Raw genomic sequence first — 15664 nt, 5'->3', positions numbered from 1 at the left:
TCTCGGCCAAGTAGTAACACGGCTGGTCAATCAGCCGCAAGAAGCGGGATTTCACACCGTGTTGTGGCACGGGCGCAACTTCACCGGCGAGGTTGTGCCCTCCGGTATTTATTACTATCGCTTGGAAATTGAAGGAGGATTCGTGGAGACGAAAAAGATGGTGTTGACAAAATAAATTTCCACGGTGCCAGAGTTGCAGCGGATCGTACAGGGCCCGCTGCAACTCACCACCCCACCGGCTTGTTCTGCAAATTGATATACACCTGCTTTGCCTGCAAGTAATTTTCAATTCCATATCTCCCCAGCTCGCGGCCGATGCCGCTTTGCTTGAAGCCGCCCCACGGCCCCTCCATCGGCGCAGGATGATAATGATTCACCCACACGATGCCGGCGCGGATTTTCCGGATCATGCGCATGGCTTTGGTGAAATCTTTCGTCCACACTGCCGCCGCTAAACCATAGTCTGAATGATTTGCAAGTTTAATTGCCTCGCTCTCATTTTCAAACGGAATCACCGCCACCACCGGCCCGAAGACTTCTTCTTGCGCCAGGCGTGAGCTGGGATCGACTTGATCGAATATCGTCGGCTCGATAAAATAACCTTGCGTGAGAGAGCCGGGACGTTGCCCGCCGCAAATCAGCTTACCGCTTTGTTTGCCGATTTGAATATAACTTTCCACGCGCTCGCGATGCCCGGCTGTCACCAGCGGCCCCATTTTGGTTGAGGGATCAAGCCCATCGCCTAGTCGAATTTTCTGGGCGCGCTCGGCCATGGCTTCCACCAGTTTTTTGTGAATGGATTTTTCCACCAGAATGCGCGAGCCCGCGGAGCAGACTTCGCCTTGATTATAAACGATGCCGAACAGCGCGCCCGCAATCGCCATCTCAAAATCGGAATCCGCAAAAAAGATGTTGGGCGATTTGCCGCCCAGTTCGAGCGTGACTTTTTTGAGATTGGTTTCGGCGGCGGTTTTGAGAATCCATTTGCCCACTTCCGTGCTGCCGGTAAAGGCTATTTTGTCAACGTCTCGGCTTCTTACCAGCGTTGCGCCCGCCGTCGGGCCATCGCCGGTAACAATATTGACAACGCCTTTGGGCAAATCCTCAATGCCGTCGAGAATCTCCGCGAGCTTGAGCGCGGTGAGCGGCGTTTGTTCCGCCGGTTTCAAAACAACCGTGCATCCGGCGGCAATCGCCGGCGCGATTTTCCAGGCCGCCATCATCAGCGGAAAATTCCACGGAATAATTTGCCCGCACACGCCAATCGGTTCTTTCAAAGTAAAATCAAATGCGCGCGGATTGACGGGATTCACCTCGCCGGTGATTTTGTTGGCCAGGCCGCCGTAATACTCGAAACTGTCTGCGGCATCGGCAACATCGCCTTCGGCCTCGGAAAGCGGTTTACCCATGTTCATGGTTTCGAGTCTTGCCAGTACTTGCGCCTGCGCACGAATCGCTTCGGCGATTTTAAAGAGAATATGCCCGCGCTTCGCCGGCGCGAGGTTCGGCCATTTGCCTTCATCGAATTCCCGCCGCGCCGCGGCAATGGCTTTTTCAACATCCGCCGGCGTTGCCTCCGGCACGCGCGCCATCACCTCGCCTTGGGCGGGATTGTAAATGTCGCGCGTTTGCTTGTTGCCCGCTTCGACGAACCGGCCGTCGAGGTACATGCGATGGGTCATTTGAGGCTCCATAAAAATATAGTTGAATCCCGTGAAAATTCGCGTATCTTCGTTTCATTAAGAAATCAAACATGCTATAAGGAGAGCAGTCATGAACTTTAACGAGATTCGCAGAATTGTAGGCGCTCGTCCTTTTGAGCCGCTGGTGTTTCATCTTGATAACGGCGAGACGCAGCGCATCAATCATCCGGAAATTATCGTTACTGATGTCATGGTTATCGCTGTCGATGACATCGGCAAGCCGGTTTATATCGCCCCGGAAGCGATTACAGCCATACGTCATGCTCCAAAAACATCGCGCCGCTTGAAACGTGCAACTTCAAAAAGATGACTGGAAAAGAAATCCAAGTCTGGGGAAAACGCCGATGAGTTTCGATGCCATACGGAGATTTGTAAGTGCCCGGCCCTTCAAACCGCTTGTTTTTCATCTTGACAACGGTGAAAAGCAAATTGTCAATCATCCGGAAATCATCGTTACCGGGATGATGATCGTCTCAGTTGATGATCATGGACAACTCATCGACATTGCCCCGGAGGCCGTGAGTGCTGTTCGCTATGCCCTATCAACGAATCGTCGCATGCGCGGGGGGGACGCAAATCCACAAAACCAAAACGCTGAATCGCACCTTCCTATTCACGCATTTGTTAATCATTGGTATTATCGTCGTCGTGCCGGTCAATTTGATTTCTCATCTCTTGATCCATTTCACCATCCCATAAATCACCGGCCCCGAAAGCAACGCCAGCGCCCCGATTACAAATTGCCTCTGATTGAATACGCCGTCTTCATAAACCGTACTGCTGATCGCCACTAGCGCCATGATGCACGTTGGCAGCATGGCCAGAAACAGCCCCGGCGTTCCAAATGGAATTTTGAAAGGCCGCCTGGCACTGGCATGGGTGTACCGCATTTTCCAGACATTGGCGTACAGCAAAATATAACTCGCCATTTGAAACCACGAGTAGATAATGATCAATTGGGTGAAATCGAACAGCGCGAGCAGGCTGTAGGTCACACTGCCCCACAACAAAGCCTGCGTCGGCGTGCCGAAACGCGGATGTATTTTGGTGAGGAAATTCGGTAAAAAACCGTCTTGCGCGAGAGTCAAGGGATAGCGCGAAGCCGCCAGCATGGTCACGTTCAACAACAGCGCGTTGCTGCACAACGCGCCGATCGTCATGAAATGCCCCAGCCAATCGCCGCCGATTTTGGCGGCAGCCGTGGAGAAATACGCACCCGCCCAATCCTGCCAATTGCCCAACGCCGCCAGCCCGGCAATGGTCGGCAACACATAACTGAGCATGGCCAGCGTTGCCGCAAAAAACAATGCCGGCGGAAAAACTTTTCGCGGATTCTCGACTTCTTCTGCGGCTGCCGAAAGTTTATCATAGCCCGAGTAAAGCCAGATGGCCAACACCACCGCGCTGCCAAAGCCACTCACCGAATTTTTCCCCGGCGCCAAAAACGGCGTGAAAGGATTGTGTTGCCATTGTAAAACGCCGAGCACTATCATGATGATGAACGGCATGAGCAAGATGGCGCTCAGTAAAATCGCGGTGTTGCCCACCACTTGAATGCCGCGCAGGTTGAGAACGTGCATGAACCAAATCAGCGCCAGGCAAACCAGCCAATGATTGAAACCGGTGAGCTGTGGAAACCAGTTTTGCAGATAATCCGTGAACAGCACCGCAAACAAGCCATTGGTGACCACGCCCGTCATCCACGCCCACCAGCCGGCTTGAAATCCCCAAAAATCGCCGAAGGCCATGCGCGACCAGCGATACTGCCCGCCTTCCACCGGCAGCATCGTAGTGAGTTCGCCCACCGCAAATGACACCGGAATACTGAACAAAAACGGCATGATGGCCAGCGTGAGAATCGCCATGCCCGGCCCGGCAGTGGAGATCATGTCTTCCAAGCCAAAAGCGCCGGCGCACACCGCGCCGTAAATCATGAAAGCGAGTTGTAAAAAAGTTGCTTTCTTTACGGAAGAAGCGGCCATGAGGTCTCCGGAATATCATGCGAGGTTGAAGGATGCGGTGGATTGACGGATGGCGTTGGATCGTTGGATTGGTGGATCGCTGAGACTCCAACACTCCAATAATCCAATCATCCACTTCTATGCGGCTTCGTGAATCTCCTGCGCTACGCGATGCCCGGACTCCACCGCGCCGTTCATGTAGCCCTGCCAGCCGGCGGTATGCTCGCCCGCGAAATGAATGCGGCCCTCGGGCCGGGAAATGGTTTTGCGTACCGTGGTAATTTCACCGGGACGGAAATAAGCATAGGTGCCACCTGCCCATTCGTCTTCCTGCCACCATTTCACGTAACCGCCTTCGTAATGGCGCGGCGCTTCGGGATGAATCTCGGCAACTTTAGAGAGGATATTCTTCAAGCGTTGCTCCGGCGGGATTGCTGCCATCTCCATACCGCTTTTGTCGGGAATGTAAGCCACCAGCAAACCGCGCACGCCGGCTTGTCCGCCGCTGGCTTCATAAACCGAACCGATCATGTTCTGCAAACTTTTGCGCGGCTCGCCTTCTTTGTTCAACCAGAAGCGTTCGCGGAATTGCAGCGGCGCTTTGAGAATTTGGCCGTAAGCGAGAGTGTTGATGGCTTTCATTCTTTCAGGAGAGAGTGCGGGCGTTATTTCAATCTTGCGCACGCAGGTGAAGGGCGCGGCAATGACGAGACGCTCGCCGGTGATGGTCTGCATCGTGCCGTTTTCGAGAAAAGTCACGCGCACGCCGGAGACGTCATGCTCGATTTTCACCACTGGCCGCGAATAATGAATGTGCTCGCGCATCTGGCTCGCCAGCGTTTTGGGAACAAGATCATTGCCGCCGGCGATGCGAAAACTAGCCTGGCTTTCCGGCAGCGCATATTCATTCAAAATATGCAGGGCCGAAATGCTTTCGATATTGATTGCCATCAAACCTGAAATCGAGCGCTGCATTTGTTCGATCATATCCGGCGGCGCTTCCATTTTTTGGAGAAATTCGAGAAAGGAGAGTTGATCCAATTCCGGCAGGGAGGGATTCTGGTGCGCAAACGGATCGACTTTCTTCACGGTTTCTTCGAGCTGTTCGTGAACTTTGCGGGCGCGCGGCGAAAACTGCAACCCTTCGTCTTCCGTGTCGCGAAAGCTGCCGCGATAAAGCGGCAAGCCAAATTCATCGATATAACGCAACAGGTATTGATGCACACTCTCCACCCATTCGCCGCCGCATTCCGCATACAAGCCGTCGGCAAAAGGTTCGCGCACCGTGAATACGCGGCCGCCCGCGCGATTCTGCGCTTCGAGAATGGTCACCTCATGCCCGGCCTTGCTTAACTCGTAGCCGGCTGTTAGTCCCGCTAATCCCGCGCCCAAAATGATTACCTTTTTCGGACGTTCGGTTTTCTGGCGCGAGAAAAATTTGACGGGATCTTTTTCGGGGAAGCTGAAGGCCGGGCGCAATGGAATTGCCGCGAGGGCAAGGGAAAGGACTTTCAGGAAGTCGCGACGGGAATGGCCATTGGCTGTTGCTGGAAGTAGGAGGGATTGTTGCGATGAGTTGGCATCGTGCATGAAGCGCTCCTGGTTCGATGAGGTTTCTGTTACCGGTATTCTTGAAACTCGATGTTGCCGGAAGGAAGCTCGAGCAAGGCCAGGCGTTTCCAATGATAGTTTCCGCCGATATTGTAGGCGTGAATCTGTCCGATTCTGGCATGCCGCGCAAAATGGGTATGGCCGCAAAAAACGTAGCGAAGTTTGGGATAGCGCGGCAAAAGGTCGGCGATGGCGCGGTTGCTGGTATAGGCCAACCAGATCAAATCATCATCGCTGGGTTTTGCGCGCAGGGGATAAAACAACTCTGGAAAGGGCGGGTGATGAATCGCCGCGATCATCAATTCGGCGCGTTGGCTCATGTCGTCGAGATCGTTTTTGAGTTTTGCCAGCACCAACCGGGTGAACTCCGCATCCGTCATGCCGAGACGCACGTACCGGCCGTCGTTATGCCAGCCGTTGAGGAATTCCTTGCGCCGGTAAATCTCCCGACAGTCGGGATACTTCTCCGCAATCACCGGCGAGGCGTACGAGTAGTCATACCAACTGATGTTGCCCACAATGGCAAAGGAATGATCGGCCGCGAGCCACGGCTGTTTATCCAAATAATGAAAGCCAAAATGTTCTGCCGTCTCAGCAATAACCTTTTGGTAAATTTCCAAAGAATTGGGTCCGCGCCGGTCGCACCACAGGCAGTGATTGCCGGCCACCAACAATTTCGCGCCTTTGAATTCCCGGAACAGGGCAAGGCCTTTGGCCATTTCCTCATCGACGCCGGTATCGCCCACCAGAACGAGAATGTCGGGATTGATCTCAACTATGCGATCCGCCAGGCGTCGGGTATTGCGATCTCCGCGCGTCGAGACATTCCAGTGCAGATCAGCGGTGAGGGCAATCTTCATGATTCTCTTACCTGTTTGTCGTCGAGCAAGGCCGGGTTCTCACTGTAATTTCTTCAGTTAAATTGAGTTGAGAGTTTCGTTGCGTTTCTACCACATCTCATCCCAATATGTCATGTCCATTATATTATTGCAACAAATTTTCCCATGTTGTCTCGGCAATTACCGGGCCTATCCCAAATTATTCTCAGCGCAACAACATTGCCTTGCGTATTTGAGAAAAGGAGGGCGTCTTTAGCTGATAGAACCAAACTCCGCCGGCCAGTTTTTCAGAATCAATTGCGACGTGATGTTCGCCGGCATTCAAAACCGCGTCCACCAGCACAGCCGCCTGCCTGCCGGCGAGATCATAGATCGTCAGCGTGACTCGCTCGCGTTTGGGTAGGTAGAAACGAATTGTCGTAGACGGGTTGAAGGGATTGGGATAATTTTGTTCCAGCCTAAAATCCGATAGATTGACCGCGAGATTTTTTTCTGCGACGCCAACCGGAAAGCAATTACCGCCGCTGCAATGACGTAATGAATCAAGTTGCGCGGCAAGCTGGGCAAGCAATGCTGGATCAGCAGTTGTGTGCAGGCTCTGCAATTGAAACGGATCAACCCGCAAATCATAAAGCTCGCATTCGCCGGTGGGATATTCCACATAGGTATAATTCCAGGTACGCAGCGCCGTGAATTCCGGCACGCGATTATCCTGGTCATCAATCCAATGCTCGATCAACACATCGTGACGCCAGGCCGTTATTGTGGGAGGAACATTATGCAGCAAGGGCATGAGAGAACGGCCATCAACAAAATCCGGCGCCGTGGCGCCTGCCAGCTCAGCAAACGTCGGCCCCAAATCAATGTTCATCACCAAATGATCCAACACCCGCCCGGCCGCAACGCCCGGGCCGCGCACAATCAACGGAACACGAATCGACTCTTCATACGCCGTGTTCTTGTTCATTCTGCGGCGATGCTCGCCGAAATGATAACCGTTGTCTGAAGTGAAAAAGAAGTAGGTATTTTCTAACTCGTTGTAAGCAGACAGCGTGTCCACCAGGCTTTTGATCATATCATCAACCGCCAGGAGGCTTTGCAGCCTTTTGCGAAAAAGCGTATCGATGCCGGCAATGGCTGTGGCCGTCAACAGCGGCAGGTTTCGCACCCACTCCGGTTTGTCGCTGACGTCTGCCTCATTAAAAGAAGGCCGGCGCGGCGCGGTGATATTCGAAAATTTGTTTTGATGGCGCGGGGCGGGCACAGCCGGCTCATGCGGCGCAACCGAAGCAAAATAAATAAAAAATGGCGCAATTGGCGCTGTGCGGCGAATGAAGTCCGCGGCGTGGCGCGCCAGCACGTCGGTTTCGTAGTCTTGGGGATCATTGCCGTATGACACCACCTGGCCATTTTCGTTGATCGAATAATTGAAGAAATTGCTGTACATCACGCCATACCATTCATCCCAGCCTTGCGGAATATAAGTCGGCCTGCCGGCAGGATAGCCGTTAAGATATGTGCCGAACAACGCGGTGCGATAACCGGCATCGTGCAGCCAGGTGGCAATCGTCGAGCTTTCATGCCCCTGGCTGCGAAATTTTACAAAACCGCCGTCAGGTGTGTGATTCGTCAGCACGCCATGATTGTGTGCATATTGGCCGCGCAAGAAGGAGGCGCGTGAAGGACAACATACCGGCACACTCACAAAAAAGTTGGGAAAGGCCGTGCCTTGATCCTGCAACAACGCTTGGAGTTGCGGCATGTACGCAATGGAATGGGAATCCAAATCATCCAGAAGGATCAATACAATGTTGGGTTGATTTGATTGTGAATAACAAATTTGAAAAAAGATCAGACTAGCGGCCAGGGTTGCTTGCAGCGCAGTTTTCATGCCTGTGATCCTTTCGTGTGATGAAAAGATGGTTCGAGCAGTGCTTACGAAAGATTGAACAGCAAGATTGAAAAGGCGAGAAATTTCTAAGTATTGTTTTGCCTCGGTGAAACCAATCAGGTTATACTACTCTCTGTTTTCAAGCATACGGGAACCAATAACTTTTCTTCTCCAGCTTGTAGTCGATGAGTATGTGTTTGGCCTCGCGGAATTCATCAAGGCCTTCGAGTCCCAGCTCGCGGCCGTGGCCGGAAAGGCGCATGCCGCCGAAGGGCGCAGCATCGTTGTCGGTGAGCGGATCATTGATCCAAAACGTGCCGGCTTTGATGTTGTCCGCGGCCAGCATGGCTTTTTCAAGATCATTGGTGAGAATCGAAGCGCCCAGGCCGTATTCGGAAGCGTTAGCTCGTGCAATGGCTTCTTCGATATTTTTGACGACTTGAATCGGCGCAAGCGGGCCAAAAGTTTCGCTGCGCATCAGCTCCATGCTCTCGTTCACGTTTGTCAACACGGTTGGCTCGAAGAAATAGCCTTTAGAGAATTGCGCAGGACGTTTGCCTCCGCTCAATATTTTTGCGCCTTGTTGCACGCTTTGCGCGAGCCGCGCTTCAATTTTCCGGCGCTGCGCCTCGCTGACCAGCGGGCCGAGATCGACTCCCGGCCCCAGGGGATTGCCCAGGCGCAAGGTTTTGCTGAATTCCGTCAAGCCTTCAATAAATTTTTTGGCAATAGGTTCGAGCACGTAAAAGCGCTCGGCGGAGGTGCAGACCTGACCGTTGTTCAAGAATGCCGTCCAGGCGCCGGCGCGCACGGCAATATCAACATCGATATCATCACAAACAATGAAGGGATCGTTACCGCCCAGTTCGAGATGTACTTTCTTCAATTGTTGCGCGGCGAGCATGGCAATGTGGCGGCCGGTTTCCACGCTGCCGGTAAAGGCAATGAGTTGCGTGCCTTTCGACGTCACCAGCGGCTCGCCTGCTTCTTTGCCAAAGCCGGTGATGATATTGGCAACCCCTTTGGGCAGATGATTAAAAATTTTTGCGAAGAAAAGATTGCACAGCGGCGTCAGCTCCGAGGGTTTGATCACCACGGTGTTGCCCGCGGCGAGGGCGGGCGCGACTTTCCACGCCATGAGCAGAATGGGGTAATTCCACGGCACGATGCACGCGACCACGCCGAACGGCTCCTTGACGACCAGACTCATTTGATGTTCAAACGCCGGCGCAACCACGCGGCCGATTTGATCGCGGCCCAACTCGGCATAATATTCAAAACACGAGGCCACCCATTCCACTTCGTCGCGATTCTCAATGATGGGTTTGCCGCCTTCCAGCGTGATGATCTGCGCCAATTCTTCACCGTGCGCGCGAATTTTGCGCGCAATTTCGTGCATCATTTCTTTGCGTTCGAGACTGCCCATTTTTCGCCACGGGTTGAACGCCGCATGCGCCGCAGCGACGGCGCGTTCGGCATCTTCTGCATTGCCGCGCGGCACCATGGCGAGAATTTCTTCGGTCGCAGGATTGAGAACCTCGAAGCGTTCGGCGTTTTTGCTTGCGACAAATTCGTTGTTGATCCACATGTCGGTGATCATCTCGTGCTCCTGGAATTGGTGGGAGTGGATGAGTGAATGGCGCGTGCGCCAACTCGAGGGCGCAATATAGCCGAAAACGACGGGATTGTCAAGGTGACGGCCGGCGCCTGGAAAAACAATAGAGTTCGGCATACGGCGGATTTTTTTTCAGAAATTTCTTCTTGCATTTTCATTCGAAAATTGACACTATGTGCCCGCTTTTAGCCGGAGGCGAGGCCGCAAACGTTCAGGCCCTTCCCCATAAATTCATGAAAACGAGATGTTCTATTTGTTGAACGCAGCATTCTAACCGCTCATGGCCGACTACTCCGCCAGTGAATTGATGGTTGCTCGCGCTGCCCGCGAATTGCGGGACGACGATGTTGTTTTTGTCGGCATTGGCCTGCCCAACATGGCCTGCAATCTTGCACGCCTCACTCACGCTCCGCATCTCACCTTGATTTATGAATCCGGCGCCGTCGGTGCTGTGCCGGAACGCTTGCCGGTTTCCATCGGTGATCCGGCATTGGTGGCTGGCTGTTTGTCCGTTTGTTCCCTCCCGGAAGTTTTCTTGTATTATCTGCAAGGCGGCCGCATCACGGTCGGTTTTCTCGGGGGCGCGCAAATCGACCGTTTCGGCAATATCAACTCCACGGTAATCGGCGATTATGCCGCGCCGAAAGTGAGATTGCCGGGCAGCGGCGGCGCCAGTGAAATTGCCACGCTGGCGCAGAAAATTTTGATCATCACTCCCCTGAAAAAACGCAATTTCCCGGAAGCCGTGGATTTTCTCACCAGTCCCGGATTTCTCGACGGCGGCGACGCCCGCGCCCGCCTCGGTATTACCACGGAAGGTCCCAAAGTCGTGGTCACGGATCTGGGCGTCTTTCGTTTTGATTCTGCCAATCATGAGATGTGGTTGACCGACATTCATCCCGGTGTTCAACTTGAAGATATTAAAACTAATGTCGGTTGGCCGCTCAAGATTGCCGATCATCTCCTCATAACCGAACCTCCAACAGCCGAAGAGCTGCGTATCATACGAGAAGAGCTTGATCCCGATCGGATATATATTTGAAACGTTTTTGACAAGCTCTTTTTGATTGAAATTCCGACCTAATAACGAACGCATGCAAGAAATTGCCGTATGCGGCATGGCGCTGCATACGAGAGCGACAGTGGCATGCCCGCGACCGGTGATTTGGCTTGAAAAATGTGACAATTAAATGGAGCGATGATGGAGCTTGCCCCGTGGCATAGCTTTTGGCAGCTATTCAATCAAACGATTCATTTCATTGCACCGTCATCAAGCTTTTGCCCGAGGATTTGGTTAGCGGTAAGCTGCTGTTCTGCCCCACCCGCCTTGCTTTCTCCTGCAGGATTGCAGCATATTCGCGCCTGCAAGGCGCGCTCAAATTGTACGGCTGTCTTCGCGATCAATCAAACTGTACTCATTCTTTCATGTTACGGAGGGCCATATGAAGCGATGTGACCACAGATTTTTGTTAATGCTGCTGCTGGCATTTTTTGTTCATTCGAGTCTGGCGTTTGCCGGAACGACCGGCAAAATTTCCGGCGTCGTGAGAGAAAAGGACACACGCAATCCGTTGCCGGGCGTGAATGTGATCGTGCTGGGCACGACGCTGGGCGCAGCCACGGACGCCAATGGACGCTATTTCATCCTGCACGTGCCGCCGGGCACCTACAGCGTAAAAGCGAGCTCCATGGGTTATCAAGCCACGACGATCAGCAACGTCAAAGTGAGCGTTGATCTAACCTCAACGGTGAATTTCGATTTGGCTTCCACTGTGCTCGAAACCGGTGAAGCCGTCGAGATTGTGGCGCAGCGGCCGCTGATTCAAAAAGACGGCGTTACCACCATGCAAGTGGTGGAAGCGGACGTGGTGGAAAACATGGTGGCGGATGATTTCAAGGACGTGTTGACGCTGAACTCCGGCGTCACCACCAGGCCGATTCGTGATGCCGCATTTGCAGAAGGCCTGGATACCGGTGAGGGCCAATTTTTTGTGCGCGGCGGCCGCGGCAATGAGTTGGCGGTAATGGTCGACGGTATGTCCGTGCGCGACGGCATCACCGGCGGGTTGGGCGGCGAAGTCTCCACCGGCGCGATCGAAGAGATTCAACTCATCAGCGGTAATTTCAATGCAGAATATGGCAATGCCATGAGCGGCGTGTTGAATCTCGTCACGCAAGAGGGCGGCAGCAAAACCAACTTCAGTCTGCGCGGCTTGACGGACGCCATTTTCGGCACACGGACGCGAGACTACACCTTTCAAGAGCGCGACAGACTAATCGAAACCAAAGGCGTGCTGGATCGCGCCAATTGGGGAACGTATCAAAGCCAGTTCAGTCTGGGTGGTCCGGTGCCGGGCATCGGCAATACGATGAAATATTTTCTGGCCGGCGAGTACTATCAAACCGACGGCAACATCGGGATTCTGCAAAATGAATTCACGCGCCGCGGCTCGGCAAAAGTAACGTTATCACCCACCAAAACGGCCAAGCTCACGTTCTCGGCCAACGCCAACAGCGAAGATCAGGAAATTTACGATCATTATTTTGCGCATCAGGGGTTATATCGCCAGCGCGTGGGCACGGATTCGCTCGACAATAATTTCGCGGGGAACGATCATCTGCGCACGCGGACGTATCAAGGCATAGTGGCGTGGACGCAGACGCTGAATCAACGTTCATTTTTTGAGTTGAAGATCCAGCATTTCTCGCGCACGTTTATGGATCGCGTGCGCAGCCAGCCGGAAGATTATATCTTTTTGACCTACAATGCCGGTGAAGATTTCGTGGTTTCCGGCGATGATCCGCGCTTTCTTCACCAGGAAGATCGCGTGTGGCAGGGCAAGTTCGATGTGACGTATCAAGCGAACATCAATCACAATATCAAAGCCGGCCTGGATTTTAATCGCCATCGCGTGTGGCGCCAGCAGTTGTTGACCGGCGGGGATATCGTCAACTCGCGCGTGGATATGTTCAAGTTTTATCCGGTCGAAGCCGCGGCTTACCTTCAGGATAAAATGGAATTCAACGATCTCGTCATCAATGTCGGCTTGCGTGTTGACTATTTCGATCCGAAGGATAGCGTTGCCGTCGACGTGAACAATCCGCTCGGACCGCGGCGTGTGACAGAAAGCAAGATGCGCGTCAGCCCGCGTTTAGGTCTGGCCCATCCCATCACGGATCGCGCCAATCTGCATTTCTCGTATGGCCATTTTTATCAGGTGCCGGAATACAATAAGATTGTGTTCAACCACAATCGCTATGTTGACATTTTCCGTCCCACGCTCGGCAATGCCGATCTCGAGCCGCAGAAGACGGTCGCATTCGAAGTCGGCTGGGATCAGCAGATCACCGATTTTTTGGCGTTGAGCGTGACGGGTTTTTATAAAGACATTGAAAATCTCGTGGCCACCGATTTGTATTCGTTTGCGCGTCCCTCGGCGGTGACGTATTATATCAATCAAGATTTTGCGAATTCACGCGGGGTTGAAATCAACTTCCGCACGCGGCGCTATCATCATTTTGCCTCGTATTTCAGCTATACCATTTCACGCGCCGAAGGCAACAGTTCGAACCCGCTCGATACGCGCGCGGATTTGCTGGCGCGGCCGCCGCGGGTGCCGTTGAAGAAGCTGGTCATTCTCGATTGGGATCGCCCGCATGTGTTCAATTTCAATTTTGATTTTCGCTACAAAAAAGGCGAAGGCCCGCGTTTCGGCGGCGCGCAATTGCTGCAAAATTTCGGCGTGAATTTGACCGGGCGCTTCAGCAGCGGCCAGCCGTATACGCCCACCGACAGCCGCGGTCAGCGCCTCGGCGATGAGAATGTCGCGCGCATGCCCTCCAACTGGCAGTTGGATTTGCGTGTCGACAAGCTGTTCAACCTCGCTGGCAGAGAATTCGGCGTGTTCACCGAAGTCACGAATCTCACGAACCGCCGCAATGTTGTGGAAGTATTTACCGACACCGGCTTGCCGAATGAAACCACGGATCCCGGCTACACGCCGCAAGGTAAACGCGACCCTTACAACATTGGCGCGCAGCGCAATATTCGCCTTGGGTTTGAGTTGAATATGTGAACGTTTGTAGTAATGCCTTTAGGCATACTTTCGTTATCATTCTGTCAACGTCTCTAACAGGGCCTTGGCGAATGGGTGATGAAAGTTCCTGGAGAATGACTCAAATGAATAAATGTTTCGCTATAAGTTGGAGATAACCTTCGGAGGTTTTGAGGAATGAAACAGCTATCTTCAAAAATGACTATAAAAGCGACTCTCTTGCTCCTGCCATTCGTGGCAATGCTATTCGCCGTCGAAACAATTCAAGCCGGCGAGGGCAAGGCCGAGAAGATTCAACGCATCCTCAAAATGCGGCAGGGCAACAAGCTGCTGAAACCGGCGGCGTTTAAAGATCGCAAGCTCGGCCGTATGGATAACGGCCGCATGGTGGTTTATCACGACAACAACGGCTTCATTGGCGACCGTGATTACACCCGCAGCATCGAGTGGCCGGCGGGCACGCTGAATTACATGGTCTGGCAGGTCGGCATTGTCTTTGGCGCGGTGAACGCCGACGGCGATACGATTTGCAGCGAATCCTACAACGATATTTCCGACAATCAATTCAACCCGGAGCCGGGCTTTGACAATCCCGACTATGTATCGCCGATTTTTGAAACGGCGATCGTGCCGCGCAGCGATATTGTAGAGAGCTATGCGCCGCAATGGAACGGCTCGTGGCCGGCGCTGGGTGGCGGCTTCATCGATCCCACCGAGTTGCGCAATCTCGCGCGCCAAGAATCGTACTGGATCATGCGCGATGATAATGATCCGGTAGTCAGCAGCCAGCTGCCGTTGCATGTCGAAGTCGAATGCCGTTTGATTCAAATCAATTCGCGTTTGACGCGCGATTTCGTCTTCGCGTTTTATCGCGTCAAAAATATCAGCGGGGGCGATTTGCGCAATTGCCGTTTCGGCGTGCTGGTTGATCCCGACATGCCCGCGCTCGTGGGCGCCGAGTTCGAAGACGATAGCGACGGCTTCATCAAAGATCTCAATCTCGCGTATGCTTTTGATTCGGATAATTTTTATGCGAGCAAACCCGGTTTCAATATTGGCCAGTTCGGCACAAAATTTCTGCGCAGCCCGGAAGTGAACGGCCAGGAATTGGGTTTGACCGCCTGGACGACTTTCGAATACGGCGATATGCCGGCCCCCGGCGAATATCACCTCACGCCCGATGGCCCGGACGACGCCGGCCCGCAATTTCAAAGCCGCGATCATGCGCAATATCAATACATGCAACCCGGGTTGTTCATGAAACCCCGCCTCAATACCGATGTCGGCTATCTCATGAGCAGCGGCGATTTTGACTTGCGGAATGGCGAAAGCGTGGAAATGGGCGTTGCCTTCATTGCGGCGCCGAATTTTGAGACGCTGTTGCGCAACGCCGAAGCGGCGCAACGCATTTATGACAATAACTTCGTTGGGCCGACGGCGCCCAATCCGCCGGCGGTTACGGCCGTGCCCGGCAATCACAGCGCAACGCTGTATTGGGATGATGTGCCCAGCGAAAATTCCGTCGATCCCTTTACCGGCAAAGCGGATTTTGAAGGCTATCGCATTTATCGCAGCGCGGACCGCGGCCAAACCTGGGGCACGCCGACGCAACTGGAAGACATTTATCCCTTTGGTTTTGTGCCCATCGCTGATTTCGACAAATTCAACTCCGAGATCAAAGACATTAGCGGCGTTGTCGTTGCGCATAATGCTTCGCTGCCGGATGCGTCGAATGCCGTGATTCTTTCCGCGGGCCTCGCAGATGGCTCGCAAGGCGGCGACGCTGAAGTCGATCTCAGCGGGGCATTTTCGGGTGAAAATTATACCATTGAGTTTCAAACAGAAACGTCGTTCCGCGTCAACAACACCAGTTTGCCGGCGCGCGTGGCATATTTGCCGGAACTGGTGGATGCTGATGGCGAGATCGTGAATGGCGGTAAAGGGTTTTGTGTGCTGGATGAAAGCTTCGCCGTGCAACCCCCGATTGAT

Annotated in this window: 10 protein-coding genes and 1 pseudogene; 5 read left to right on the top strand and 6 right to left on the bottom strand. The window is 53.5% G+C overall.

Annotated elements, in window-relative coordinates:
* Positions 1–175, top strand: a 175-nt coding sequence (locus FBQ85_13700) for a hypothetical protein (protein ID MDL1876208.1), incomplete at its 5' end; no start/stop codon positions are given.
* Between the two features lie 49 nt (positions 176–224).
* Here FBQ85_13700 and FBQ85_13695 read toward each other — a convergent pair.
* Complete coding sequence (locus FBQ85_13695; protein ID MDL1876207.1) at positions 225–1670, bottom strand: aldehyde dehydrogenase family protein; 1446 nt, start codon at positions 1668–1670, stop codon at positions 225–227.
* A 103-nt stretch (positions 1671–1773) separates the two neighbouring features.
* On the opposite strand from FBQ85_13695, the gene FBQ85_13690 reads away from it, so the two are divergent.
* Positions 1774–2013 (top strand): hypothetical protein, encoded by a 240-nt coding sequence (locus FBQ85_13690; protein ID MDL1876206.1) that lies wholly within the window; start codon positions 1774–1776, stop codon positions 2011–2013.
* 358 nt (positions 2014–2371) lie between these two features.
* On the opposite strand, the gene FBQ85_13685 is transcribed toward FBQ85_13690, so the two are convergent.
* The 5 genes and pseudogenes from FBQ85_13685 to FBQ85_13665 form a co-directional block, all read right to left on the bottom strand.
* Positions 2372–3685 carry an APC family permease gene (locus FBQ85_13685; GenBank protein ID MDL1876205.1) on the bottom strand — a complete coding sequence of 438 codons (1314 nt, stop codon included), beginning with the start codon at positions 3683–3685 and terminating at the stop codon, positions 2372–2374.
* 117 nt (positions 3686–3802) lie between these two features.
* Complete coding sequence (locus FBQ85_13680) at positions 3803–5254, bottom strand: FAD-dependent oxidoreductase (protein ID MDL1876204.1); 1452 nt, start codon at positions 5252–5254, stop codon at positions 3803–3805.
* Between the two features lie 29 nt (positions 5255–5283).
* The gene (locus tag FBQ85_13675; protein MDL1876203.1) at positions 5284–6135 is read right to left on the bottom strand and encodes a hypothetical protein; all 852 of its coding nucleotides are present in this window, start codon (positions 6133–6135) and stop codon (positions 5284–5286) included.
* Between the two features lie 490 nt (positions 6136–6625).
* Positions 6626–8005 (bottom strand): annotated as a pseudogene (locus tag FBQ85_13670) (sulfatase).
* Positions 8006–8144: 139 nt separating this feature from the next.
* On the bottom strand, positions 8145–9593 hold the full coding sequence (locus FBQ85_13665; protein ID MDL1876202.1) for an aldehyde dehydrogenase: 1449 nt from the start codon (positions 9591–9593) through the stop codon (positions 8145–8147).
* Positions 9594–9927: 334 nt separating this feature from the next.
* On the opposite strand from FBQ85_13665, the gene FBQ85_13660 reads away from it, so the two are divergent.
* The 3 genes from FBQ85_13660 to FBQ85_13650 form a co-directional block, all read left to right on the top strand.
* Positions 9928–10662: a CoA-transferase subunit beta gene (locus FBQ85_13660; GenBank protein MDL1876201.1), complete on the top strand. Its 735-nt coding sequence runs from the start codon at positions 9928–9930 to the stop codon at positions 10660–10662.
* Positions 10663–11062: 400 nt separating this feature from the next.
* Positions 11063–13696 carry a TonB-dependent receptor gene (locus tag FBQ85_13655; GenBank protein ID MDL1876200.1) on the top strand — a complete coding sequence of 878 codons (2634 nt, stop codon included), beginning with the start codon at positions 11063–11065 and terminating at the stop codon, positions 13694–13696.
* 198 nt (positions 13697–13894) lie between these two features.
* The coding region (locus FBQ85_13650) for a hypothetical protein (GenBank protein MDL1876199.1) at positions 13895–15664 on the top strand (1770 nt) is incomplete at its 3' end.

The sequence above is a fragment of the Cytophagia bacterium CHB2 genome, assembly GCA_030263535.1.
Classification (GTDB): domain Bacteria; phylum Zhuqueibacterota; class Zhuqueibacteria; order Zhuqueibacterales; family Zhuqueibacteraceae; genus Coneutiohabitans.
The sequence above is the reverse complement of the archived record's forward strand: the minus strand, read 5'-3'. Positions and strand labels throughout refer to the sequence as shown.

Excerpts from the sequence above, each read along its gene's own strand:
- FBQ85_13695 (MDL1876207.1), bottom strand. The coding sequence starts at position 1,670 with ATGTACCTCGACGGCCGGTTCGTCGAAGCGGGCAACAAGCAAACGCGC.
- FBQ85_13690 (MDL1876206.1), top strand. The coding sequence starts at position 1,774 with ATGAACTTTAACGAGATTCGCAGAATTGTAGGCGCTCGTCCTTTTGAG.
- FBQ85_13685 (MDL1876205.1), bottom strand. The coding sequence starts at position 3,685 with ATGGCCGCTTCTTCCGTAAAGAAAGCAACTTTTTTACAACTCGCTTTC.
- FBQ85_13680 (MDL1876204.1), bottom strand. The coding sequence starts at position 5,254 with ATGCACGATGCCAACTCATCGCAACAATCCCTCCTACTTCCAGCAACA.
- FBQ85_13675 (MDL1876203.1), bottom strand. The coding sequence starts at position 6,135 with ATGAAGATTGCCCTCACCGCTGATCTGCACTGGAATGTCTCGACGCGC.
- FBQ85_13665 (MDL1876202.1), bottom strand. The coding sequence starts at position 9,593 with ATGTGGATCAACAACGAATTTGTCGCAAGCAAAAACGCCGAACGCTTC.
- FBQ85_13660 (MDL1876201.1), top strand. The coding sequence starts at position 9,928 with ATGGTTGCTCGCGCTGCCCGCGAATTGCGGGACGACGATGTTGTTTTT.
- FBQ85_13655 (MDL1876200.1), top strand. The coding sequence starts at position 11,063 with ATGAAGCGATGTGACCACAGATTTTTGTTAATGCTGCTGCTGGCATTT.